21 protein-coding genes and 1 pseudogene are annotated in these 23,633 nt (G+C 51.3%); 15 read left to right on the forward strand and 7 right to left on the reverse strand.

Going from position 1 to position 23,633, the window contains the following annotated elements:
- Positions 1-72 precede the first annotated feature (72 nt).
- A complete protein-coding gene (locus tag ACHZBS_RS25540; protein WP_319409368.1) occupies positions 73-747 on the reverse strand; it encodes a hypothetical protein in 675 nt (224 codons plus the stop codon).
- Positions 726-2,219 carry a hypothetical protein gene (locus ACHZBS_RS25545; protein ID WP_319409369.1) on the reverse strand — a complete coding sequence of 498 codons (1,494 nt, stop codon included), beginning with the start codon at positions 2,217-2,219 and terminating at the stop codon, positions 726-728. The genes ACHZBS_RS25540 and ACHZBS_RS25545 overlap by 22 nt, the downstream gene beginning before the upstream one ends.
- A 693-nt stretch (positions 2,220-2,912) precedes the next feature.
- On the opposite strand from ACHZBS_RS25545, the gene ACHZBS_RS25550 reads away from it, so the two are divergent.
- The 4 genes and pseudogenes from ACHZBS_RS25550 to ACHZBS_RS25565 all read left to right on the forward strand — a co-directional run bounded on the left by ACHZBS_RS25550 (position 2,913) and on the right by ACHZBS_RS25565 (position 5,712).
- Positions 2,913-3,317: an NUDIX domain-containing protein gene (locus tag ACHZBS_RS25550; RefSeq protein ID WP_319409370.1), complete on the forward strand. Its 405-nt coding sequence runs from the start codon at positions 2,913-2,915 to the stop codon at positions 3,315-3,317.
- An 18-nt stretch (positions 3,318-3,335) separates the two neighbouring features.
- Positions 3,336-3,557 carry a hypothetical protein gene (locus ACHZBS_RS25555; RefSeq protein ID WP_319409371.1) on the forward strand — a complete coding sequence of 74 codons (222 nt, stop codon included), beginning with the start codon at positions 3,336-3,338 and terminating at the stop codon, positions 3,555-3,557.
- Positions 3,558-3,736: 179 nt separating this feature from the next.
- On the forward strand, positions 3,737-4,450 hold the full coding sequence (locus ACHZBS_RS25560) for an HNH endonuclease signature motif containing protein (RefSeq protein ID WP_319409372.1): 714 nt from the start codon (positions 3,737-3,739) through the stop codon (positions 4,448-4,450).
- A 287-nt stretch (positions 4,451-4,737) separates the two neighbouring features.
- Positions 4,738-5,712 (forward strand): annotated as a pseudogene (locus tag ACHZBS_RS25565) (IS1595 family transposase).
- A 105-nt stretch (positions 5,713-5,817) separates the two neighbouring features.
- Here ACHZBS_RS25565 and ACHZBS_RS25570 read toward each other — a convergent pair.
- A complete protein-coding gene (locus ACHZBS_RS25570; protein WP_319409373.1) occupies positions 5,818-6,654 on the reverse strand; it encodes a hypothetical protein in 837 nt (278 codons plus the stop codon).
- A 76-nt stretch (positions 6,655-6,730) separates the two neighbouring features.
- Between ACHZBS_RS25570 and ACHZBS_RS25575 the strand changes: the two genes are divergently transcribed.
- Positions 6,731-7,048, forward strand: coding sequence for a DUF2958 domain-containing protein (locus tag ACHZBS_RS25575; protein ID WP_319409374.1), 318 nt, complete (start codon positions 6,731-6,733; stop codon positions 7,046-7,048).
- A gap of 423 nt (positions 7,049-7,471) precedes the next feature.
- On the opposite strand, the gene ACHZBS_RS25580 is transcribed toward ACHZBS_RS25575, so the two are convergent.
- Together ACHZBS_RS25580 and ACHZBS_RS25585 are read right to left on the reverse strand one after the other, a co-directional pair.
- On the reverse strand, positions 7,472-7,687 hold the full coding sequence (locus ACHZBS_RS25580; protein ID WP_319409375.1) for a hypothetical protein: 216 nt from the start codon (positions 7,685-7,687) through the stop codon (positions 7,472-7,474).
- 570 nt (positions 7,688-8,257) lie between these two features.
- A complete protein-coding gene (locus tag ACHZBS_RS25585; protein ID WP_319409376.1) occupies positions 8,258-10,438 on the reverse strand; it encodes an acetate--CoA ligase family protein in 2,181 nt (726 codons plus the stop codon).
- Positions 10,439-10,710: 272 nt separating this feature from the next.
- On the opposite strand from ACHZBS_RS25585, the gene ACHZBS_RS25590 reads away from it, so the two are divergent.
- The 10 genes from ACHZBS_RS25590 (at position 10,711) to ACHZBS_RS25635 (ending at position 22,226) form a co-directional block, all read left to right on the forward strand.
- On the forward strand, positions 10,711-11,298 hold the full coding sequence (locus ACHZBS_RS25590) for a hypothetical protein (protein ID WP_319409377.1): 588 nt from the start codon (positions 10,711-10,713) through the stop codon (positions 11,296-11,298).
- A gap of 470 nt (positions 11,299-11,768) precedes the next feature.
- Complete coding sequence (locus ACHZBS_RS25595; RefSeq protein ID WP_319409378.1) at positions 11,769-12,539, forward strand: enoyl-CoA hydratase/isomerase family protein; 771 nt, start codon at positions 11,769-11,771, stop codon at positions 12,537-12,539.
- A gap of 93 nt (positions 12,540-12,632) precedes the next feature.
- The gene (locus ACHZBS_RS25600; protein WP_319409379.1) at positions 12,633-13,400 is read left to right on the forward strand and encodes a glucose 1-dehydrogenase; all 768 of its coding nucleotides are present in this window, start codon (positions 12,633-12,635) and stop codon (positions 13,398-13,400) included.
- A 78-nt stretch (positions 13,401-13,478) separates the two neighbouring features.
- Positions 13,479-14,990: a hypothetical protein gene (locus ACHZBS_RS25605; protein ID WP_319409380.1), complete on the forward strand. Its 1,512-nt coding sequence runs from the start codon at positions 13,479-13,481 to the stop codon at positions 14,988-14,990.
- A gap of 45 nt (positions 14,991-15,035) precedes the next feature.
- Complete coding sequence (locus ACHZBS_RS25610) at positions 15,036-15,593, forward strand: biotin/lipoyl-containing protein (RefSeq protein WP_319409381.1); 558 nt, start codon at positions 15,036-15,038, stop codon at positions 15,591-15,593.
- A gap of 369 nt (positions 15,594-15,962) precedes the next feature.
- Positions 15,963-17,330, forward strand: coding sequence for an acetyl-CoA carboxylase biotin carboxylase subunit (locus ACHZBS_RS25615; RefSeq protein ID WP_319409382.1), 1,368 nt, complete (start codon positions 15,963-15,965; stop codon positions 17,328-17,330).
- A gap of 279 nt (positions 17,331-17,609) precedes the next feature.
- Positions 17,610-18,167: a YkgJ family cysteine cluster protein gene (locus tag ACHZBS_RS25620; RefSeq protein ID WP_319409383.1), complete on the forward strand. Its 558-nt coding sequence runs from the start codon at positions 17,610-17,612 to the stop codon at positions 18,165-18,167.
- Between the two features lie 81 nt (positions 18,168-18,248).
- Positions 18,249-19,016, forward strand: a complete 768-nt coding sequence (locus ACHZBS_RS25625; RefSeq protein WP_319409384.1) for a glucose 1-dehydrogenase — start codon at positions 18,249-18,251, stop codon at positions 19,014-19,016.
- 30 nt (positions 19,017-19,046) lie between these two features.
- Complete coding sequence (locus ACHZBS_RS25630) at positions 19,047-21,035, forward strand: FAD-dependent oxidoreductase (protein ID WP_319409385.1); 1,989 nt, start codon at positions 19,047-19,049, stop codon at positions 21,033-21,035.
- 114 nt (positions 21,036-21,149) lie between these two features.
- Entirely contained in the window at positions 21,150-22,226 is a 1,077-nt protein-coding gene (locus ACHZBS_RS25635; protein ID WP_319409386.1) for a 4Fe-4S binding protein, read from the forward strand.
- A 120-nt stretch (positions 22,227-22,346) separates the two neighbouring features.
- On the opposite strand, the gene ACHZBS_RS25640 is transcribed toward ACHZBS_RS25635, so the two are convergent.
- On the reverse strand, positions 22,347-22,637 hold the full coding sequence (locus ACHZBS_RS25640; protein ID WP_319409387.1) for a 4Fe-4S binding protein: 291 nt from the start codon (positions 22,635-22,637) through the stop codon (positions 22,347-22,349).
- A gap of 74 nt (positions 22,638-22,711) precedes the next feature.
- On the reverse strand, positions 22,712-23,611 hold the full coding sequence (gene bzdQ, locus ACHZBS_RS25645; RefSeq protein ID WP_319409388.1) for a benzoyl-CoA reductase, bzd-type, subunit Q: 900 nt from the start codon (positions 23,609-23,611) through the stop codon (positions 22,712-22,714).
- Positions 23,612-23,633 lie beyond the last annotated feature (22 nt).

A 23,633-nucleotide genomic window follows, 5' to 3' on the forward strand; every position in this document is an offset into this window, starting at 1 on the left:
GAACCCGTCAAAAAAGGAAAAGCACCCCGGCGCGGTTGGCGGGGTGCTTTCGTTGTCGGGGTGGGAAAAGGCCTACAATGAAAACATGTTGTCCAATCGCTCAAGGTCATTGATCACCCGCCAGGCCCCGCCGCCGGACTCGGTTTTGTCTCGCCACTGATCCAACCGCTGCATATAATTTTTGGGATCGCGGATATCGTCCCGAAGTTTAGTGACATTCAGGGCGACGATATGGAACCCTTCCAACTGGAAGGGGACATCCCTCACGTGGCCGCGGGCCAGTTCCTCTTTTAAATCCGAAAAAATCAGGACGTATTTCAGGCCGGATCCCGCTTCGTTCAGGTATTCGACAGCCTGCAGCAGTCCTCCGGAAATGTCCGTGTGGCTGCTGCCTTTTACCGATGATACGAATTCGGCCACCTGCTTCTGAAAGGCGCGTTTTTGTGTGTTGGCAACCGACGGACGCTGGTCAAAGGTGACCTTGGCGACGATGTCCTTTTCGCTGAAGCTACCCGTATCGATGCGAGCCACCGCCATGGTGTCTCCGGGAGACAGGGTGCCCAGCAGATAGTTGATGATGGCCCGGGCCTTGTTCAGTTCCTCGGTATAGGTGCCAGAGGTGTCCACCAGCATGTACACTCCCTTGGAATGGTTCATCTTTTGGGTGCATCCGGAGAACATCGGCACGACCGCCAACAACGCGGCTGCAATAATCGAGTATGGGTTCAGTCTGCTGTTTTTTCGCATGGTGCGGTCTCCTCCAACAGGGTCATGGACTTTCTCTTTGTGGCGGGGCGATTTTTCTCCGCTTTCTGCATCGATGGCGTTGCAGTCATTTTCCTTTGGATCAATGCCTCCAGCCACAGGGCCGGGAATATTACCAGATCGTACACGTTGACCACCAGTCGGCCCAGGTAATAGCCCAGATTGCCCGCCAGGCGAAGAAAAAACGCAAGCGCCCGCAGCGCCCAGGCGCCAACCATGCCGAGTACGGTTCGCGATGACGAAATAAAGGTTTCGAAGGGCATTGCGACCGTAGTGAGAATGAAGGGCAGGATGAATCCCAGGATCATCTGACCGATCGTAGGGATTTTGCTAGCGGCTACGGCCGAGGGTTCGATGCCGGCCAGGCTCTGTCTCAATGCCTCCATGTCCGCAGCAATGCGATCGCGCATGAAGGCCAGAGAAGATTCAACCCCGGCCAGGATGGTGAGCATGGCCAGCAGGATAAAAAAGAACCAGGTTCGTTTTTTGTCGTCGAGGCAGCCGATTACCGAAAACAGTCGGGTGAAACGCAGGGCGTCCATGAGAAAGATCCCCACGACGACTTCCAGGCAGACGATGAAAATGCCGGCCACATCGGAGGTCTTGAACGTACCGATATAGCTTGCGCCGCCCACCATTTCGGACATCGGCAGGGCAACCAGGTTGAAGTTGATGATGGCACCGATGACAAACACACCCAGAACCAGGCCGGAGGTAAAGAACTGAGTCAGCGAGGACGATGAAAGCTGACGTTCTGCAATGTCGGTGTGGGTTCTGACGGTCTCGTAGTCGGTCATGCACTGATCCACCGCCTGGGAACGGCCGGTCAGATCGGAGATGGCTTTTTCGATTCCCTTGAGGGTTTTGTCCGTGGCGCGCCACTGGGGGACCATGCGGGAGAGAATACCGTGGCGGTCCGACACCGCTTTCCGATGGCCTTCGAGAGCCGCCTTATGTTGTTCCTTCAGGGTATTGTGGATATCTTCGAGAAGATTGGCCACCATGGGGTCACCCGACGGTTTGATGCCGGCGATGGCATCGATTACCTTGACCCAATCAGACAGCCCCTGGGGAATTTCAGCGGTTTTGCTATAATCGTCCTCAAGCTTCAACAGATCTTCGCGGAGCTGTCGCTGCAACTGGGGATAGGCTTCCAGGTTTCGTTCCACCGCCGTGCTGATCCGCTCGAATTCTCGTTCCGTCCGTCTTTCGGCATGTTCGATGCCGGCAGCCAGCAGCACTTCCCGGTTGCGGGCTTCGAGGCGCTGTTGAGCCATCTTTACGGATGCGGCGGCTACGCGCATGGCATTGTAAAGCACCCGGCCAAGGGACCCCATTGAGTCATGAAATGGCCGGCGGGCAAAATACATGGCTGCGATGCTCAAAAAAATCCATACCAGAACCGAAAGAAACGGCACCGGCGTGATATTGAACAAAATGGTTGCATCTGGCATGATATCCTCCATTAATTCAGTTATTAGCCATGGCTTGGGCATAAACGCCCCGGTGAAAATATTACAATGGGCTGTCGGATGGCGGATGAGCCGGCTTCAGCGGGTTTTATTTCAACGCCTGTAATTGGCTGTTCATCCTTTTTTCTCCGGCGGTCTCGGACTGTTATCATGCGTTTAAACATGATGGCCTCGTAAAAAGTCCCCGATGTGTCATTCCCGCGTAGGCGGGGCACGTACTGAAGCTTTAGCGCTATCTAAACTATATGAAACTTATGGATCCCCGCCTACGCGGGGATGACATTAATCTGAGATTTCGACTTTTTACGATTCCATCAAATATAAATCGCTCTCAGTTTCATGCAGCAATTCATATGCCGACACGTTAATTTCGATAACAACATCGAACTCAAGGGGCCCCTTAACCGCTGAAGGGATAACCAAGCGTTTGATATCTTATTGTAAATATATTGAATGCCTTTTTACTTGCCTTATTTATCCCGTGGACCGGTCAGCTGTATTATTATCCATACGGGTGCGGCAGGGCAGATGGGGTGTGTACAATTTTGCACAGTCTGTTTCGTTATTGTCAATCACGACCCGTAACTGGCGTTAACAGCTGCCCAGTCAAGGATCATGGAAAAATGAAATTGTCCGGTTTTAAGACTCTGTTTGCCGATCGGTTTTTAAGTCTTTTTGAACCGCGATAGCGAGCGCATTCCCCGCCGCTTGCGGCCGGTGTTAACGAGCGAACTGGAAATCGATTTTCATTCTTACGGTGAAGATTCCCCGCGGCTTGCCGCGGGGAGAGTTCAAATCCGTTACATCGATCGTGACGGTCAGACGAAAACATGGCAAATGGCACCACGTGAAAAGACAGGACCCAAATGTTTTACCCGTCGTCTGGCATCGGCAGATGCCGTTGTCATCGTTCCTTACCACCGCGAGCGCCAACAATTGGTGGTCATTCGAGAATTCAGGATAGCCTTTGGCGGCTTTCAATATGGATTTCCAGCCGGCCTCGTGGATCCGTGGGAATTGGTCGAGATGGCAGTCAGAAGGGAATTGATGGAGGAAACCGGACTTACGGTCGTCCGGTAGGAGCGAACCAGTCCAGTCGTGTTCAGTTCCTCCGGGATCACCGACAAATCGGTTATCATTGCTTATGTGGACTGCGATGGCGACCCCTCTGCCGCCGGTAACCGTTCCTCGGAACAGATAGAGACCCTGTTTGTCGGAAAAACGGAGGCGGAACGTCTTTGCCGCGACGACACCATTCTTATGGATGTCAAGACGTGGCTGGTCCTTTCTGAATTTGCCGCTGGTGGATTTGGTGGTTAGGTGACGACGATGGCAGCATGGGGTAAGTGTGAATGCAACCAGAAATCAGATTGCATCGATGGAATTATTGTTGTAAGCAACGTACCCTTTTTGTAAGTTGATGATGCGTCGGTATGCGTTTGTTGATCCAACTCCGCCAGGCGGCATTGCTTTTTTAAATTATGAGCTAAAGGGTATCCATGACACTTAGTAAACTGGAAATTCAGCAGATGCTGCGTGAGATGAACATCAAATTTAATGCCGATGAGACCATCGAAGCCCTCAGACAGCTTTTGCAGCAGGAAAACCATAACCGGTGGCTCAAATCCGTTTCAGGAAGTCGCTCCACTGACGGTAGAACTGAGAAAAATCTGGTTCGAAAACGAAAAAAAGAAGGACCGCCGCAAGATCCGATAACCGATTCGCCGGGAGTATCCGCCAACCCGGAACCATCCGTAAGGTCAAACAGACGGAACTTACCGGATTCCCCCCGCAAACCCGAACCCGCCTATGGGGCTCCTCCGATTGAAAAGCCGGCCCCGGGAAAGCCGTGGAAAGCGGCTGCAGATGGAACCGAACCGTTCAACCGCAAAAAGAATGTGTTCGAATCCGTTTTAAAACGGGCCCGGATGTGTTGTGAATGCTGCGGAACCAAAACCGGTGAAGGCACCGGGGCTGATGGCCTGGAACCTTACCACATTCAACTGCTGTCCCAGGGCGGCGAGCATTCCATCAAAAACGTGGTGGCCCTTTGTCCGGCCTGCCGGGAGGCCATGGAAAAGGATCCGGACCCCAAGACAATCAAGGATCTCAAACGCAAGACCCGCTCCAAGCTTTACGATTCCCTGCAGGTGGTCAGAAAAAAGAAGGTACGTACCCGCCAAAGGCAAGGGCATCCCCGCTGCCGGAAATAGATATGGATCAGCTTCATTCTTGTTGGTAGGAGGCGACGGGAGTCGAACCCAATTTATATACAATAATTACGAGTTGTTATATATTATTTGAAATGACGTAAAATTATAAAATCACATGCTTTTTCATTAACCAATATTTCAGCTCGGATGTCACTGTAAATCATTTCAATTTAAAGGGAATAATAAAATACGGTTCTCTATGAAGCTCCAGTTTGATTGGTTGTGACCGTATCTGTCACAGCCCCGCGGTAATGTGGCCTCATAACCCAAAACAGGAGGCCGCCACCATGACCGATTTTACCATTGCCGAGGATTTCCCGAAATCCGAAATCGAATTCGATCAACGTTTTTCACAACCGGATGCCTGTTTCGATTATCTGTTCCAACAAAAATGGCCCGATGGCTTTGTGTGCAAAAAATGTGGCCACACACGGTACTGGTTGAGTTCAAGAAACCTGTATATTTGCACCCAATGCGAACATCAACATTCGTTGACGGCCGGAACGATCATGGACAGTTCCAAAAAACCGATCACCTACTGGTTTAAAGCCATGTGGTGGTTCACGACTCGCAAATCCGGCATCAATGCGGTGAACCTGAAGGAACTGCTGGGCTTTGGCAGTTATCAAACCGCCTGGACCTGGCTTCAAAAGCTTCGTCGCTGTACCATTCGCCACGAGCGCGAAAAGCTTTCCGGCCGCGTCGAGGTCGATGAGTTTTTCATCGGGGGGCAAAGCCCAGGCAAACGGGGCCGGGGGGCTGAAGGCAAATCCATTGTTGCGATTGCCGTGGAACGGTGAGACATCGAAAAACGAATGGGTCGCATTCGTTTGCATGTCGCCCTGGATTGCTCAGGATATTCATTGGAAACCTTCATCCTCGACAATATCGAGCCCGGTTCGACCATCGCTACGGACGATTGGCAAAGCTATAATATCATTGATAAAGATCAGTATCGACGCGAGATAACGAACCAAAGCAAAAGCAAGGATTACGAAAAACTATATGGTGTCCATTTGGTAACGACCTTGATCAAACGACTGATCAGAGGAACCTACCAGGGACGATTCGAACCGAAATACCTCCAAAACTATCTTGACGAGTATGTGTTTCGCTTCAATCGCCGCAAATCGAAGAGCATTGGCAAAAAGTTCATGCGTATCGTTCAACAGGTGCTGAAGACGCCCCGGATATCCTGGCCAGAGATTCCGTGGGATGTGGACCCCATCTCTGAGTATTTCCTGACAACTGGAGCTTCATAGAGAACCGTATAATAAAAAATAGGCACAATTTTGGTCACAAATATGAAGAAGCATAATCCACCCTGACCTGTGCTATAATTTTGTTAAGGGGCATTATTTAAAAAGCTATCGGCCTCTTCTAAGGTTAGCAGGTTTAGCTATGAGCTTCCTTCCCATGAACTCTATACCATTTAGAGCACCAATAACTTTTACCGCTTCATCTTTTGACCTAAGGTTTATAAAGCCTGCTCCTTTTGAGATACCTGTTTTTTTATCCTTCATTATAAAAATATCGACAGTGGTAATATCATGTGCTGCCAGAAGCTCTCTGATGTTAGCCTCGTTCGCTTTGAAAGAAAGGTTTCCAACGTAGACTGATTTACTAAGTGGGGGAGAGGGACGCTCATGCCCGCTACTTTGTATTGAATTCGCCTCAAAAGAATTCGCCTCATTAATGCGGAGACGTCTCCCACCCAATGTCAGCAAACCATCAAGATCGAAGGCTAATAAAGATTCCCCCTTCGTGGATAGTTCAATAAATGCAAAGCCTTTATTTTCACCTGATTCATACTTCTTAGGCATTGATATTGATTTTATTTGCACGTTCTTTTTTTCAAATAGGCTCTTAAGATCGTTTTCTGTTGCATCAAATGGCAAGTTTCCTACATAAATACATTCTGGCAAAGTAACTTCGGCTGCAGCAACTCCAGCCTCGGCCTCATGAAGAATATTAAGCACTTTGGTGATTCCTTTTTCAAGAAACACATTAGGCGCGGACAATAGCTCAGTGGAACTTGCCAATAAGTATTCTACAAATTCTTTTGCATTTCTCGCGGTCGTAACAGAAGAGTAATGGGTTTGCATTCCACTGCTTATTCTTTCTGCAAACAGTCCCGTGACACCACCGGCAACTCTTATCGATACATCGGACGCTACGCGGAGAAAATCAAACTCACTCCACAAGCGGCATGCCTGAAGGTCATGTCAGAAACTGAGAAAGTCCTCAAACTGATTCTGAAACCGAAAGGAGTTAAATAAAATGTGGAATACGCCAACTAAAGAAGAGCTTTCGAGAATACCGCGGCTTTACGAAACTGAAAGCATCCCCCTCAGGGATAAGCTCATCCACCTGCACTTTTTCATTGGTGGGTGTGACTGGTATGTCGCGGAATACGATGGCGATGAGCTGTTTTGGGGCTATGCCATTTTGAACGAATTCACGGTCAACGCCGAGTGGGGGTATATTTCATTCGCGGAATTGAGGGATTTGGTGGTGCCGCCAGGGATTGAGATTGATAGGGATCTACATTGGAGAATAAAGATGGCAAGGGAAATACCTAAGATTACGAAACTTTGACCGCATGACTGGTCATTCTTTCATCGAATTATTCAGAGGTGTTCTTATGTCGAAAAAAGGCAATATCTTTAAAATTTTCGAAAGTGATCCCAAAAGGTATCAAATGTTTTCTGATGCCGGAAACGACATTTGTGAGAAACATTTAAAGGGAATCTGTGAGCGAATAATAGCGGGTGAACTAACGATTGAAGTAGTCCGCGCATGGAATATTATAGTAGAATGCGCTAAAGGAATCCTCCTTAACCTTAATATGATCCATTAATATCCTCTATCGTCTGCAGTCCGTGGTGCTATCAGTGGAACGGAAAATCCATCGTCAAGCGCACTAGGCTGATGTCGATCTGCCCGTTTAGCTCCGAGATTCGATGAACCTCGGGGTGGGAGATCAAGACCTACTGGGCGTCGGTGAACACCAAATAGTATTTATTCCACATTGTCCTGATCGACCTTCAGACCGCTCTCCTCCTCATAGGCCGCAAATAACTCGTTCCGTGGAATGAGGTTATCGACGCCTCGGTAAAGTGCCGATGCCAAGTCCTTCATCAGATCGCCGATGTGTGCCTTTTTCAAATCGGTGAGCCCGACGACCTCTTCGCCACGGGAGATGAAGCTGCCCAGCCCCACGTCGCCCAATACCATCGAGACTTGCGGTACATCAGTCGGGGCGTGGCGGTCATGCCACGAGTACGGGACTCGGTCACGCCCGGACGTGACTCGGAGCGGTGAGCCTCGTAGGGGTCGTGCCAGCGTTGGATTTCCAAGAGCGCACATTCTTCGGCGGTCTGTGGGACCGGCATGAAATCCGGCAGGCTCGAAGACGTCCAATCGAACGTGTGAATGCAGGCGAGTAAACTCGCCAACTGGCGCCCAATCGGGCGCTGAAGCTCCCCCTGTCCATCGGCGAAGAGTTGGCGCGGGGCGGAGCTGCCGTCGATCATATCGCGCACGTAGAAAGACATACACTATGTTCGACCAACTGGTTATCGCGGTCCACCTGGCGTCGTAGGTAGGCTCTGATACGACTGCAAAACTCGGCAGGAACATCAACACCGGAAGCGACCTGGCGGTCGAGTGTCTTGATAATGTAGACGAGTGCCTCGCGCACGACCTCCCTGTGCCCGGTGAGTTCGGGCACAGACAGCCATCGCGTGGGTGCAATGAAACTGGCGCCGGCGGCAATGAGCAATGATGAATCCATTGGCTTCCTTATCAGCCGGTGTTTTGGGAGCGATACCGCTGATACTCGACCATGCGGGCAGCTGCCTTTACCGCCTGCTCCGGCGTTTCGTAAAACACGCCCTTCAAATCGTGGCCCTTCACTCGATATACAGTGACATCAGTTTTGTCGGTGAGCATGCTGACCCCTATGATTGGCTTGCCGTAAGCTTCCATCAGACTGACAATCTGTTCGATGTAGTCGTTTTCGAAATCGGAAAACACCTTGACGGAGTTATCCAGAAATTCTCGCGTGTATGAATAGTCCGCGTTTTCCACCGAGTCGGTTAAACGCTTGAAAAGAATTCGGCGCCCGAGAATCCCCAAATTGATGACCGCGTCGCAGCCTTCCCATTGAAGCAGCATTTCCATGACGGCTAAGGGAATTGTGAGGTCGATCTCTCCGACTAGATCGATGGGATTGGATCGGCTCCAATAGGGCGGTAAAATCTGGTCGATACGGGAAATCAGTTCGAGAGAGATATCTGGTACCATCAGGCCAAACTGGTTGCACAGATCGGCGGTGACCACGCCCCATCCGCCACCTATTGTCATGATTGCGATACGATTTCCTTGGGGAAGGGGCAGCGAGGAGAAGGCCGCAGCCAGGTCCAGCAGTTCCATGGGGTGTTCTACTTTGACAATGCCCGCCTGCCTGCACATTGCGTCAAACAGTCGGGTGTTCGATGCCATAGCACCGGTATGACTGGACGCCGCCCGGTTGCCTGCCCGAGTCTGGCCACCTTTGAGCAGTACGATGGGTTTCTTTTGACTTAACCGGCAGGCACTTTCGAAAAAGCGGCGGCCCTGTTTGACGCTTTCGATGTACAGCATAACGGTTCGGGTGAGTTCGTCTACTTCGAAGGCTTCCATGAAATCCTCGATGGTGATCATGGCTTCGTTGCCGGAACCGGAAAAAGCCCGGATTCCGATTCCCTGAGCTTCGGCGAAGGCCAGCAACTGGGTTCCCATGTTGCCGGACTGGGCCACCATCGCTGTGGAACCTGCCTTCGGACGGACCGTCGTTCCCGTACAAAAGAAGTTGATGTGGGGATTGCAGATACCCATGGTGTTTGGCCCGAGAATCAAGATGTTGGCCTGCCGCGCTTTGTCGACTACCTGCCTTTCAAGTGCTTTACCGTCGATGCCGGTTTCTGCAAAACCCGATGTAATTAACACTACGTTTTTGATCCCTTTGGCCTCTAACTGAGGAATCATGTCCAGGATCCTGTCGGCAGGTACGGTTACTACAGCCAGATCTACCGGTCCAGGAATCTCAGCTATGGTTTTATAGGCTGATTTGCCAACAATTACACCTCCCCTGGGATTGACAGCATAGACCTCGCCCTGGTAGCCGCCGCTGATCGTGTTGCAGATCAGCATATACCCCCATTTGGCCATTTGAGAAGAAGCACCGATGAATGCCACCGAGCGGGGATAGAACAGTGATCGGGTTGACGATGGATGCACCGGGTGGCTCTCTGTGGTCACCCTATTGGGTTGGGCCAGAGTGATCAGGGCATCAACTGCTTTGAGCTCTCCGGCTGCCGTTGCAATGAGTGGGTTGATGTCGATCTCGACAATTTCAGGAAAATCGGCAGCGATGGCGCTCAGCCCCATTAATATCTGCAGTAAGTGTTGTCGGTCTACTGCCTGCTCACCGCGCCAAGGCCCCAGCAGCGATTGGGATTGGATGGATTCGATCATGTCCACCGCATCTTCGCGGCTGAGCGGTGCCAGTCGAAAGACAACATCAGACAATGCTTCGGTTAATATTCCGCCTAATCCGAAAAGAATCGCCGGTCCAAAAAGGGGATCGCGGAAAAGGCCGGCCACGAACTCGCGCTTCCCAACAATTTGAGGCTGCACGAGAATTTTTACCCTGCCTGGAGCCCGAAGAATTTTTTCCGCGGCAACCGATACGGCTATTTCATCAGCCAGATTCAGATATATCAGACCGCCTTCAGTTTTGTGCCACAGGTTGTCGCCGATTCCTTTGAGCACAACTGGGAACCCGAAATCGGCGGCTGCCACAACCGCCTCGGCCGATGTGGCGACAATTGTTTCAGCGACCACAGGTACGCCATTTTTTCCCAATATCTTTTTTGATTCCACTTCTGTCAAAGCAGATCTGCCGGATTCGAGTGCATTTTTAACGAATTCATTCAAATTCAAGTTGTCTTCTCCTTATTACCATTAATTCAAAACACTGTATCCCGAAAAACCCACTGATACTGATAAAAAAGAAGGTCACTATCACGTTGAAGTCAACAATTCTCGAAAAAAAAGATAGACTTGAACCCAACTTATTTAATAGCCCTTTTGGGGCTGTAACACAATATGCCGGTAGTATCGAGGCCAAAAAAACGGACGTTGCTTCTTCTCATCAAGTCAAACGCTTTTTCCAAGCCTTTTCCTGGACGTAGGTGTTCTTGTTCTGCAGGCTCTTGCAACCCCTTTTTCTCAATCGCCTGAAGATCACCCGGCCTGATGTGATCGAACTATGCATCGATACGATGGTTATGGACAATGACGATGCCCAATGCCGGCACGGCGTCAAACCGACCTACAAAAGAAAAATGGGATTTCAGTCCCTGCAGATGAACTGGGGACGCTTGATTGTCGATGCGGTGTTCCGTGGTGGTGACAAGCACTCCAATCACGGGGACAGCATGCTGAACATGATTCGGCACATGGTAATCAAAATCAAAAGGAAATATCGATGGGATGGTCCGATCGCAGTCTGTATGGATAGCGGTTTTTTTCGATCAGAAGATCTTCATGTTTGTTGGGCACATCACGTCGGCTATCTTTGTGGAGGCGAGATGTATACAGACATTAAACGAATGGCCGCCACCTGGGAAGATAGCCAGTGGGAACGGTTTGGATATAGGAAGAAGAAAGCCTGGCGCAGCCCAAGACCGGAAATAGTTCCAGAAATTTGGTTAGAACTCTTGGCTCTGGATTTAAAAATAAGGGAAGAACGGTTGCATGTATTGAGCTTGTACCCCCATTGTGATTGGAAAGCGGTTTAGATGTATCATGGCATCGGTTCATTTATTCTATTTCAAAACTAAATTTGCGAAACCGATTCTTAAAAACTGAAATATCCACAAACAACCAACGAAATATCGATATATAGATTTAAATGCAATGTTTGAAACAATCCTAACTATTTCGAAATAAATATAAAAATTACATTAAAACGTAGTGGTATAAAAATTGCTATTCTATCTCAAAGAACCAATCGAACCTTGGTATATTTAGGCAGTAATGTTGGATTAATAAGGATAGTCCTAAGGCTGTAGAAGCAAGAGGGCCAGGACGACCCTTACCAAGGATTCACAGTGGAGACGGCACGATCCCGCCTCTACCGAACCGAATTTAAATCATTTTAATTTTGAGTCTAAGGGTTAACACGATCGTTTTGTCTTTCCGTTGGCGCCATTTTGTTCGACACGGGTGGTTTGCAAACAAAACTGGGGACTTTGAGGAGACCATTATTATGGAAATATTTGAAACAATTACCTATGAACAAAAAGGTGCAATAGCGATCATCACGATGAATCGACCGGATAAACTCAATGCCTGCAGCACCTTCATGTATAAGGATATCGATAAGGCGCTCGATATTATCGAGGAAAGCGACGAGATTCGTGCGGTGATCATCACGGGAAGTGGTGATCAGGCATTCAGTGCCGGTGCTGACCTGCAAGAATTGAACTTTGAAAACCTAAAGCAATCCAGAAAATACATCGATATCGATGCGAAAACCTTCCGCCATCTTGAGAACATACCGCAGCCTGTAATTGCAGCGGTCAATGGTTCCGCCATCGGTTATGGATGTAAAATCGCCATCATCAGCGACATTACAATCGCATCAGAGAAGGCAAAATTCTGTCTGCCTGGTACATCTTTCGGTGCGGTGCATGTGATCATGCTGGGTCGGGCCCTGAATGTACTTGGACGCAAGCGTCTGGCTAACATGTTGCTGACCGGTGAGATGATCGATGTTCATCAGGCAGAGCGTTATGGTATAGTCAACACCATCGTGCCTCAGGATCAACTTCTTGCTACCGCTGAGAAAGTGGCCAACAAAATCGCCAGCTTTCCACCTATATCCGTTCAGGTGACCCGGCGAATGCTGCACAGGGGCAACGATGACGATTATCGTTGGGAGGACCTGTTGAGCCCTGGGCTGCTTCTAATGGAGGACGTCAAGGAAGGACAGCGGGCTTTTATCGAAAAGCGAAAACCGAAATTTACCGGAAAATAGAAGCGCTACTGTGTCCGGCCCGTCGGAACCGGCTATCGATTGATACGACAGTTGATATTCTTTTTATAAACTATAAATTAAGGAGCATGCGTGATGGGAATGGACGTCTTTAGTTTGAAAGGTAGGACCGCTATCGTTACCGGTGCCAGCAAAGGCCTGGGAGAGGCAATCGCCCTCTCTATGGCAGATGCAGGGGCCAACTTGGTATTGACGGGACGAGATAAGCCCAGTTTGGAAAAAGTGGCCGAAGCCGTCACGGCTAAGGGTTCAACATGTATTTCAATGGTCGTTGACGTTTTGAAAAAGAATGACATACTGGCCATGACTGAGAAAACCCTTGCTGAATTCGGAAAGATCGACATCCTGGTCAACAATGCCGGCGTCAATGTCGTGAAACCGCTTTTAAAAATAACCGAGGAGGAATGGGACCGGGTCCTGGATACCAACTTGAAAGGTTATTTTCTATGTGCCCAGGCCGTCGCCCCCCATATGATCGATCAAAAAAGCGGATGTATCATAAACAATGCATCGGTTTTCGGTCGAACCGGATTCATGAACCTTTCCCCCTATATCGCCAGCAAAGGAGGGGTTGTCCAACTTACCAAAGCCATGGCCGTCGAATGGGCTCGTTTTAACGTCCGATCCGTTTGTATCGCCCCTTCATACATCGTCACGGAAATGGCCAAACGAGACATCGAATCCAATCCTAAGATCCTGGAACAAAATATCAAAAAAATACCAATGCGAAGAGGTGGTGAACCGCGCGAAGTGGGGAATGTATGCGTATTTTTAGCATCGGATGCCGCCAGTTTTGTGACCGGCGAAACCATCGCCATCGATGGTGGATGGTTGGCGTGGTAGTGCGATGCGTCAGATCAATGGCTGCCTCCATAGATTGATGAAAAGTTATCGAATTGATCACGCTGAGGAGACCGTAAAATGAGAGAAGGGAATCAGGAATTACAGTTTTACGATACAACGATGCGCGATGGCGCGCAAAGCTTGTGGGCAATGGAAATGCGATACGGAACGATGGATGCCATCGCCGGTCTGCTGGATGAGGCGGGATATAGTTATATCGAGATGCCGGTAAATGCGATGAACGCGAAACACCATTGCCGTTTTATGAAAGAAGATCCATGGGACATCGCGCATCTGTTAGGTAGGAAGATTACAAAAACCAAGAAAAACCAATGGATAGCCGAAAATCTGGATCTGCTGGATTATGCCGAGTATCGGGGAGTGATCCGCTTGTATTACCAGCTGGCCTTCAAGGCCACGGAAGCGTCGCGTTTTTTTTACATGATGAATACGAGAAACGAACTCGATCGTCATGCGCCCTGGGTCGTACCCATGGGCAGAGAAATGGGGCTAGATTTCAACCCCTGCATTTGCTACTATCCCTCCCCCCGTCTGACCGACGAATATTACGCCGACCTGACGAAACGCATCATGTCTTACGAACCCCATACCTTCTGGCTGAAAGACGCTGGTGGGTTGTTAACCGTGGAACGCTTAAAGACCCTGTTGCCGGCGATCCAGAAGGAAGCCAAAGGCGTTCCGATCAATCTTCACACGCACGGCATGAGCACGAATCAGGGGCGCGTCGTCGTAAAAGCGATGGAACTCGGGATCGATGGCATTCATACCACAGTTCCTCCGCTGGCGTTCGGTTCCTCCCACATATCGGTTTTTAACGGCATCCATAATGCGAAGGTCTTGGGCATACCTCATAACATCAAAAATACAGATGCACTCAGGGAAGTCGAGCGGCGGCTGAAGGTAATCGGAAAACTGGAAGGGCTTCCCATAGACAACCATCCGCTGGAATACGACCACAGCGTGTACAAGCACCAGGTGCCCGGGGGAGTAATCTCAAATTTACGGGAGCAGTTACGGCAGATCGGAATCCCTCATAAACTGGACGAGGTTCTGGACGAAGTCGTTCAAATCATCAAGGATCTCGGAAATCCCATCATGATTACGCCGGGCTCCCAGTTCATCGTGTCCCAGGCTGCCGTTAATGTGGCTACCGGTGAGCGGTATAAGCAGGTTCTCGATTCCATGATCGAGACGGCATTGGGCGTTTGGGGGTGGGAGGACGCTGGCGTGCCATGGATGGATCCCAACGTCAAGGATCGGTTTCTCAGTCATCCCAATGCGAAAAGTCTCAGTGCACAATATGAAAAAAATAAAGAAATTATGGCTCAAGAAGGTGATCTAAACAAACTCCGTAGAAGTTATGGCATGACCCAGGCGACTGACGAGGAGTTTATGCTGTATCACATCATGAAAGGAGATACAGAAATCAAGCAAATCAAAAAGCCATATAGATCTTATTATACGGGAAAAGAACCACTGGTACTGCTGCTGAAGGAGCTGAGCAAAGATCATGACATCAGCCGGCTGCAGCTGCAAAAAGGAAAAAGCTATTTCGAATTTTGTCAATAATCATCTGATTTCAGGATCGGTACGATAGCAACAGGAGGTATCGTTATGGGTTTCAGCATGGAAGATGTGATGGAAGTTATTCAGATTGTAAAGGAATGTAAGGATACCGAACTTCACATAGACACCGGCGACATCAAACTGTCTATTTTTAAAGGCAAAGTCGGCAATACTGCAAGAAGCCCGCTATGTTTTTCGGGCCATACCGGAACAAGCGAACAGGCCGCACCGGCAGCTTCTCCGGCCTCGGCGGAAACGCCGCCCGCCACCGAAGCAGCGGTTCATGCCCCGGCAGAGGCCGCCTCCGTTTCAGAATCGGGGACCTTGCCACCTGCGGCGTTGGACGGGAACCTCGACGAAGAAAATCTACATCCGATCAAGGCTACCGTCCCGAGTGTGTTCTATCGACGGCCGGGCCCGGATGAGCCGCCGTTTGTGGAAGTCGGCGATGAAGTAGAAGCCGATACGGTCCTCTGTTTGCTCGAGGTGATGAAGTGCTACCAGCAGTTGATGGCGGAAGTGAAAGGACAGGTTGTGAAAATCTGCGTGGAAAGCAACACGCTGGTGGAAGAAGGTACCACCTTGTTCCTGATTCAGCCCGACTGATGAGGACACCCTAACGATCCAAACAGGATGCCGGGGAAACTCCGGAAGGGTCGTCAGAAAACCGGAAGGTGCAAGGCGTTGGCCTTTCGGAAGGCGGTAAGCGGAGGTGGCTCCCTGCAACATCACTTTTTGGTTCCGCTTTTCTTGCGGAGGCAATTGAACCGCAAAAGCGAGTGCATTCCCCGTCGCTTGCGGCGGGGTAATCGAGCGAATACAAAATAGACAGAATGCCTTACGGAATCGATGATTCCTCGCAGCTTGCTGCTATGTTCTTCAATAAACCAGACCGGATCGTCTGCAGGACTTACTGTTAAACAACCATAAAGATACAAATTTTTTGTTCATTAAAATGAAGGAGTGCCGACGGAAATGAGAAGAAAGCGAGTTCTGATCGCTAACAGAGGAGAAATTGCTGTCAGAATTATAAAGGCCTGTGAAGAGAGTGATCTCGAGACAGTACTTGTGGTTTCGGAAGCCGATAAAGATAGTCTGCCTGCCAGACTTGCAGACAAGGTGGTCTGCATTGGCCCTCCCCAGGTGAATTTGAGCTATTTGAATATACCGATGATTATTGCCACGGCCTTAGGTTCCGGGGTCGACGCGATCCATCCGGGTTACGGATTTTTGGCCGAGAATCCCAAATTGCCTGAAGCATGTGAGAAAAATGGAATAATTTTCATCGGACCACGCTCCGAAACCATGCGGCAGTTGGGCGACAAGGTCAGGGCACGGGAACTTGCAACCACGTGCGATGTTCCTGTCAACGCAGGCAGCAAAGGCATTACTCAATACAGCGATATAGAGGCCAAAGCCCAAGAGATTGGATTCCCTGTTCTCATCAAGGCCTCGGCCGGTGGCGGTGGACGTGGGATGCGTATCGTCACCGAACCGAAAAACCTGAAAAATGCCTTCAATATGGCTTTCAACGAAGCCAAGCAGGCTTTCGGCGATCCGACGCTTTTCGTGGAACGTTTCGTCCAGAATGCACGCCATGTGGAGGTTCAGATCCTTGCTGATGATTTTGGAAGAGTCATTCATCTGGGGCAACGGGATTGCTCCTCCCAGCGCCGTTATCAGAAGGTCATCGAGGAGGCACAGCCCATCGGCCTGCCGAAATCGTTAACCGATTCCATTTCCGAAGCCGCCATTGCTCTGGCCAGGGGGATCAACTACAACAATGCCGGTACGGTTGAATTTCTGGTAGATATCGATCGGGAACAGTTCTATTTTATGGAGGTGAATACGCGTGTTCAGGTCGAACATCCGGTGACCGAGGAGATAACGGGTGTCGACCTGGTGAAAGAACAGGTTCGGATTGCGTTTGGGCACTCGCTTTCCATGAATCAGTCCGACGTTCAATTTGCTGGCCATGCCATCGAATGCCGGGTTACCGCGGAGAATCCCATGAACGATTTCATGCCGACTCCCGGGCGCATCTCGCGGTTTGTCGTTCCTTATGGCGACCATGTTCGCGTCGATACCCATTGCCATCAAGGATATATGATTAGCCCGTTTTACGACTCGCTGATGGCCAAGGTGATTGCCACGGGCGACAATCGTGAACTGGCATTGCAAAATATGAAGAAAGCGCTGTCCGAATTTGAAATCGAAGGCGTCAAATCGAACATCCCATTCCTCCAGTTTTTAATCAATAGGCCTGAATTCGCTGAAGGAAAGATAAACGTCAAGTGGATCGAAAACACGGTATTGCCGGAATTCACACAGAAAGATAAATAGCGAGTGGATCATTCCAAGCGCTTGCCTGCAGGCCGGTTTTGAACGTCGCCCTTGGGGCGGCGCTCGATGGTCCTCCAAAAAAGCGCCCGGTGCGGTTTGGAACCTGAAATGGTAACACCTCTTACCCGACAGATAAAAAGGATCGAAAAAAAAGAGCATAAAGGTCAAATTGGAGAATGGCGCAGGGCGTTCTGTAAAGAATATCCCGACCTGGTCAAACGCGTTCGGCACAATACCTACCATTCATTTCTCGAGACGATTACCCGTCAGCAAAAACAAATGTCATGCCGGAAGGGCTGTGCCTACTGTTGCCATCACTATGTTACCGTATCGGTCGCCCATGCGATTTCCATCGTCGACTATCTGTATAAAAAGAGGAAATGGCTCACCCGGTTCCTGGCCAACTACGAGACGTGGCTCGACAGTGGCTATGCCATTGCCGATCATATCGATCGTGAGCGGCTCTCGGCGCAGTCTGCATCCCGGACCATCGATCGTATCCTGCAGGACACGCGCCCCCTGTCCGAACGCTACTTTGAGATGAATATCACTTGTCCTTTCCTGGTGGACGGGCGCTGCTTTATTTACGAGCTGCGGCCGTTATCCTGTTCAGGGCACTTCTCTACGAGTCCGTGCGACTGGTGTTCGCCGGGAAGCCGGGAAGATCCCGATCTTCATAATATGATCCCCAATGATCACGACCTGATGGAAATCGCCCGAATCACCGATCACCGGCTGGTGATGTATGAACTCAGTCTTCCCATCATGATCTATAGACTTCTAACCGAAGGATCTGCGGACGTCATGGAAGAAGTGGTCCGACACGACGCCCGGTAGGCCTCGGAGGTGGCAAAGGATTCAGCCTTTTCCGTCAGCAAGAAGATTCTCTTCAATATTAAAGGCGTAAAGGAAAGAAAAATGGGCAGAATGGATGGTAAAGTATCGATTGTGACGGGGGGGGCAATGGGGATCGGTGAGGCGATTGTTCGTTTTCTGGCGCGCGAAGGATCCAATGTGGTGGTATCGGATATCAACGAAGCGAAGGGACGTGCAGTGGCCGAATCGACCGGTAAAAAAGCGCTGTTTGTCCGGCACGATGTCAGCGATGAAAACCAGTGGATCGGTATCATCGAAAAGACGCTGTCTGTCTTCGGTCGCCTCGATGTTCTGGTCAACAATGCGGGTATCGTGCAGGTCTCGGATGTAGAGCAGACCACGATGGCGGATTGGCGGGCCGTGCATGCGGTTCACATGGACGGGACCTTCCTGGGGTGCAAACATGCCATTCCTGCCATGCGCCAGACAGGCGGAGGCTCGATTGTCAACATGTCCTCTACCGCCGCCATTGGGGGGTACCCCAAGGTGTTCGCCTATTCTGCCTCCAAGGGGGCGATACGCGCCATGACCAAATCGATCGCGGTGCATTGTGCGCAGATGAGAAATCACATCCGATGCAATTCCGTGCACCCCGGCACGATAGAGACCCCGCTGGTAAGGCAGTTTCTTGAGGCCGTGGCCGACGATCCGACCGTTCCCGACCACCAGAAGGACCCCATGCGGGGAACACCCGAAGATGTGGCCAATATGGTTTTATTTCTGGCTTCTGATGAATCCAGACATGTCAACGGCGCCGAATTTCTCATCGACAATACCACCACGATTACAGAAGGAATTGTGCCGAAGTAGCGGCAAGCAACTTTACAGAAGGAGAAAAAAATGTCTGAAATGTTTGAGTATCTTTTCACCCCGCTAAAGATTAAAGACGTTACCTTTCGCAATCGCGTCATGATCACCGGTCATGGCACACTGATGGGTGCCAGAGGCATACCCAGCCAGCAACTGATCGACTATTATGTGGAACGGGCCAAAGGCGGGGTCGGACTCCTGGTCTCCGAGTTTGCCACTGTAAACCCGACTTATACGTCTGTATTAAACGCCTTCCATGAGGATTACATCACCGAATGCAGCAAAATGAACAAGGCCGTTCACGAACATGGCACCAAGATCATCCAGCAGATCGGACACATCGGCCGCCAGCGGCTGCCGGGCCAGCGGCTCACCTGGGCCGCATCTCCCATGCCCTACCAATTTTACGATTTGATCGGCCTGACGCCCAAAGAGATCGAGGTCGAGGAGATACACGAAACCGTCGAAGCCTGGGGAAAGGCCGCGAGAAATGTCCGCGATGCCGGATTCGACGGCGTGGAGATTCATTCGCTGTACGGCAACTATCTGCTCGGAGGCTTTCTGTCGCCATACAGCAACAAACGCACTGATGAATACGGAGGGAGCCTGGAGAACCGGATGCGCATCGTATACGATGTGATCGATGCCATCCGGCGAAACGTGGGCGATGATTACATTCTCGGGATTCAGATCAACGGCGACGATTTGACGCCCGGTGGCTTGGATGTGGAAGATTGGCAGGAAGTGGGCCGATTGATCGATGAGACCGGAAAGGTCGATTACATCACCGTCAAAGCGGGTACGTATTGGACGCCCAACATGGTCATCCCGGACATGCAGCACCCGTTGGGGATCTGGGTGCCATACGCCTCGGGAATCAAAGAAGTGACGCGAAACGCTTACATTTTCGCCGTCGGCCGCATCAACGACCCTGTGTTCGCGGAGAAAGTGCTGGCCGATGGTCATGCCGATATGGTGGCCCTGACCCGCGCACATATCGCGGACCCGGAGATCGCAAAGAAGGCAAGGGAAGGGCGACTGGAGGATATAAGGCCCTGCGTCGCCTGTAATGACGGTTGCTGGGGAATGCTTTGGGGGGGGTTCGGGTGTATTCACAACCCTGCGGTCGCTCATGAGGAACAGTACGGTATCGGGACCCTCAAGAAGACGGACGCGCCCAAGAAGGTCCTGATCGTCGGTGGTGGTCCAGGCGGACTGAAGGCTGCCGAGATTGCAGCCAAAAGAGGCCACAGCGTAACGCTTTACGAGAAAAGAGGCCGTCTCGGGGGGCAGGTGCCCATCGCCGCCAAGGGTGCAGGACGGGCGGAACTCGAGGGGATCACCCGTTATCTGATCCAGCAGATCGACAAACTGGACGTGGACGTTCGTCTCGACACCGACGTATCCGCGGACATGGTCCTGGCTGCCGATGCCGATGCAGTCGTTCTCGCCACCGGATCTGTGCCGCGCCGCGTCAGCTTCACGGGAATTCCCCCCTTCGACCCGGATAATCCGGTGCCGCCCGGCATGGATCAGGACAATGTGCTCACCCATTGGCAGTTGCTGGAAGAAGAAATCGAGGTGGGAGACACGGTCCTCGTCGCCGACGACGGTGAAGGGCACTGGAAGGGCGTCAGCATTGCCGAACTGCTGGTAGATCAAGGCAAAGAGGTGATATTTATCGGCCCCCACGACCATATGGGATTTGACCTGACGGCAGAGCGACGGATTCCTCTGCTCCGGCGCGTCATGAAAAAAGGGTTGGCGTTTACACCCTATACCATGATCAAGGCCATCGACGGCAATACTGTTACCGTATACAACATCCACAGCAGGAAAGAGAGAACCTTCGAAGGGGTGGATCACGTGGTTCTGTCCTATTACAACAAGGCCAACGAGGACCTCTACCACGCGCTCAAGGGCAAGATCGAAAACCTGCATCGTATCGGAGATTGTGTGGCACCCCGCATGATCGGCGACGCCATCCGCGATGGCGAGAACCTTGCCCGAATGCTGTGATGGGTTCAAAGCACAGGCCAATGGGGGTCGTTCCGGCACACCCGGTTCGGCCCCATTGTTCTGGTATTCTGACTCGACAGAAAACCGATAGGACTTCATGTAAAAGGAACACCAATGACGGAAAACGTGTATCATAAGCTTCAGCAACACCTCGACACCTTTTTGCTTAGAGCCCCGGAGTCAGACGCGCTGATTGAAATCCTCAAAATCCGGTTCACCCCGGAGGAGGCAGAGGTCGCTCTGCTGCTCGGACAGCTTCCCAAAACTTTTTCTGAAATTGCTCAAAGCACCCGGAGGGACGAAGCGAAGCTGCAATCCGTATTGGAGACGATGGCGGACAAAGCCCTGGTGTTCAAACAGGCCAAGACCATTGACGGCGTCAACCAGGCAGTATACAGCCTGCTGCCGACAGCCGTTGGATTATGGGAGACTTCTTTTGCCAAAGGCGAGAAGACGCCTGAGAAAGAACGGCTGGCCCACCACTGGCGCGAATACTACAAAAAGGGGTGGGGAAGAGCCATGTTTACGTCGGGCGTTCCCTTTACTCGGGTCATCCCAGTGACCCGATCGGTCAAATCCGAACAGCAGGTCTATCCCTATGAGCAGGCCGCCGAGTTGATCAAGCAGCAAGGGTATGCGTGCGTGCTTCACTGTCCGTGCCGAAAGGCGGCGGAGCTGGACGGCAGCGGGTGCGGCAAACCCACGGAAGTCTGCATGCATTTCGGAAACCTGGCTAAATTTTTCGTGGAAAAGGGGTACGCCAAAGAAATTTCCCTGGAGGAGGCCCTCGACATCCTGGACATTACCGAGAAGGCGGGCTTGATCCACATGGTGGGCAATTCCAAAGAGATGGGCGTGGCCATGTGCAGTTGTTGCACCTGCTGTTGTACCCAATTCAGCGCCATCAAAGCGATGCAGGTGGAGGAACCGGTGGCCCGTTCCCGATTCTTCGCCCATGTGGATGACGAGCTTTGCATCGGCTGCGGGATCTGTGAGGATGAACGTTGCCTGATCGAAGCCATCGCGGTAGTCGATGGCACTGCCCGGGTGAACGCGGAACGCTGTATCGGCTGCGGACTCTGCGTTACCGGCTGCCCGGAAGAGGCCCTTTCTCTAAGGGAGAGAGAGGGATACGAAGAGCCGGTCGATACCGGAATGGATTTGATGCAGGCCTTCATGAACAAAAAATGAGAAATCCGGCCTTCACCCCGTGGCAGGTAATCCGGTTTTGAACAAGAGCGGGAGCGGGTTTAGGAATCCGCCGGCCCGTTCATTCTTTTTGGGATTGGGTTGCCTTCGATTGCCCGTTGGCTACCAGGAGTGGATAATGGCGTCTTGGGGACACGCGTCAACGCAGGGCAGCGAGGGTGGTTTTGCTGCGGGTTTGCAGGGGGCGCAGGCGTACTTTAACATCTTTCGTTTTCCGTCGGCCACCACCACCACCGGCACGTCGCGGAAGGGATCATTCGGGTCCTGGGCGAGGACCTTGAAGCAGGACGCCGGGCAGGCGTCGACGCACTTCCCACACCCATCACATCGATCGGTGTCGATGGTAATGAAATAGCTCCCCGACGCATCTGCGTATCCATAATTGGCTAGCACCTTAATTTCCTTCATTGACGATGGTGGGTGATCAATTTCCCGGAGACCGCCGGGTTCAACTCTTCGACGGATCGCTACTCCTGGCTATCAGCGGCCTGTCGTTTTTTGCACAGGGCGTACCCAAAAAGGGCTGCACCGACTGCCCCGGCGATCTGGGTATCATAAGGGGTGGTCATCCGATTCAGGCCGATTTTAGGCATCAGGCGATCCATGATACCTCGGTTTTTGGCCATGCCGCCGGTGACTGCAAAATCCGGCGTGATTCCCAAGCGTTTCACCAGGGCATAAATGCGCTCTGCCATGGCTTTGCAATAAGCGGCCAACACCTGTTCTTTTTTCCATCCTTTGCGAAGCAGGGCGGTGGCTTCGGATTTGGCGTAGACCACACATGTACAGGAAACGGCCGGGGGTTCGGCCCCTTCAAATTCGAAGCTGCGATCACCGATTTCCTGGATCGGTATACCGAGAAGGTCGGCGAAGACCTCCATGCCGCGACCGGTGCCGGCTGCGCACTTGTCATTCATCAGAAAGTTGAGCACTTTGCCTTTCTCATCGCAATGGATGACTTTAATATCCTGTCCGCCGACATCCAGAAGGGTTCTAACCGTATTTCCAAAGAAGTAATTGGCACCGCGTGCATGGCAGGCTATTTCGGTAACGGTGCGGTCCGCAAAAGGTACATGGACCCGGCCATAACCGGTGCCGATACAGTAGTCCATTCGATCTTCGTTCATATCTCCGACAGCATCGAGCGCGCATGTGAGGGCCCTGCGCGCACTGTCGGGGCTGTTGGATCCGGTGCGTATGTTGCTGTAGGCCAGGATTTCACCATCCGCCATGATGACGGCCTGGCTGCTTACCGATCCGATGTCGATTCCGGTGGTTATGAGATGAGCCTGCCGCCAATCAAGATCCGGATGGCGAAAACTGGATTCCGTCCATCGCCAAAACTCGTGCTGCGATGATTCGGTCATATGTCGTCCCCTATGCTGAGCC

Source organism: uncultured Desulfosarcina sp., assembly GCF_963664155.2.
Lineage (GTDB): Bacteria > Desulfobacterota > Desulfobacteria > Desulfobacterales > Desulfosarcinaceae > Desulfosarcina.

Excerpts from the sequence above, each read along its gene's own strand:
- ACHZBS_RS25630 (WP_319409385.1), top strand. The coding sequence starts at position 19,047 with ATGTCTGAAATGTTTGAGTATCTTTTCACCCCGCTAAAGATTAAAGAC.
- ACHZBS_RS25625 (WP_319409384.1), top strand. The coding sequence starts at position 18,249 with ATGGGCAGAATGGATGGTAAAGTATCGATTGTGACGGGGGGGGCAATG.
- bzdQ (WP_319409388.1), bottom strand. The coding sequence starts at position 23,611 with ATGACCGAATCATCGCAGCACGAGTTTTGGCGATGGACGGAATCCAGT.
- ACHZBS_RS25600 (WP_319409379.1), top strand. The coding sequence starts at position 12,633 with ATGGGAATGGACGTCTTTAGTTTGAAAGGTAGGACCGCTATCGTTACC.
- ACHZBS_RS25560 (WP_319409372.1), top strand. The coding sequence starts at position 3,737 with ATGACACTTAGTAAACTGGAAATTCAGCAGATGCTGCGTGAGATGAAC.
- ACHZBS_RS25615 (WP_319409382.1), top strand. The coding sequence starts at position 15,963 with ATGAGAAGAAAGCGAGTTCTGATCGCTAACAGAGGAGAAATTGCTGTC.
- ACHZBS_RS25580 (WP_319409375.1), bottom strand. The coding sequence starts at position 7,687 with ATGGTATTGGGCGACGTGGGGCTGGGCAGCTTCATCTCCCGTGGCGAA.
- ACHZBS_RS25595 (WP_319409378.1), top strand. The coding sequence starts at position 11,769 with ATGGAAATATTTGAAACAATTACCTATGAACAAAAAGGTGCAATAGCG.
- ACHZBS_RS25610 (WP_319409381.1), top strand. The coding sequence starts at position 15,036 with ATGGGTTTCAGCATGGAAGATGTGATGGAAGTTATTCAGATTGTAAAG.
- ACHZBS_RS25635 (WP_319409386.1), top strand. The coding sequence starts at position 21,150 with ATGACGGAAAACGTGTATCATAAGCTTCAGCAACACCTCGACACCTTT.
- ACHZBS_RS25545 (WP_319409369.1), bottom strand. The coding sequence starts at position 2,219 with ATGCCAGATGCAACCATTTTGTTCAATATCACGCCGGTGCCGTTTCTT.
- ACHZBS_RS25605 (WP_319409380.1), top strand. The coding sequence starts at position 13,479 with ATGAGAGAAGGGAATCAGGAATTACAGTTTTACGATACAACGATGCGC.
- ACHZBS_RS25575 (WP_319409374.1), top strand. The coding sequence starts at position 6,731 with ATGTGGAATACGCCAACTAAAGAAGAGCTTTCGAGAATACCGCGGCTT.
- ACHZBS_RS25620 (WP_319409383.1), top strand. The coding sequence starts at position 17,610 with ATGTCATGCCGGAAGGGCTGTGCCTACTGTTGCCATCACTATGTTACC.
- ACHZBS_RS25540 (WP_319409368.1), bottom strand. The coding sequence starts at position 747 with ATGCGAAAAAACAGCAGACTGAACCCATACTCGATTATTGCAGCCGCG.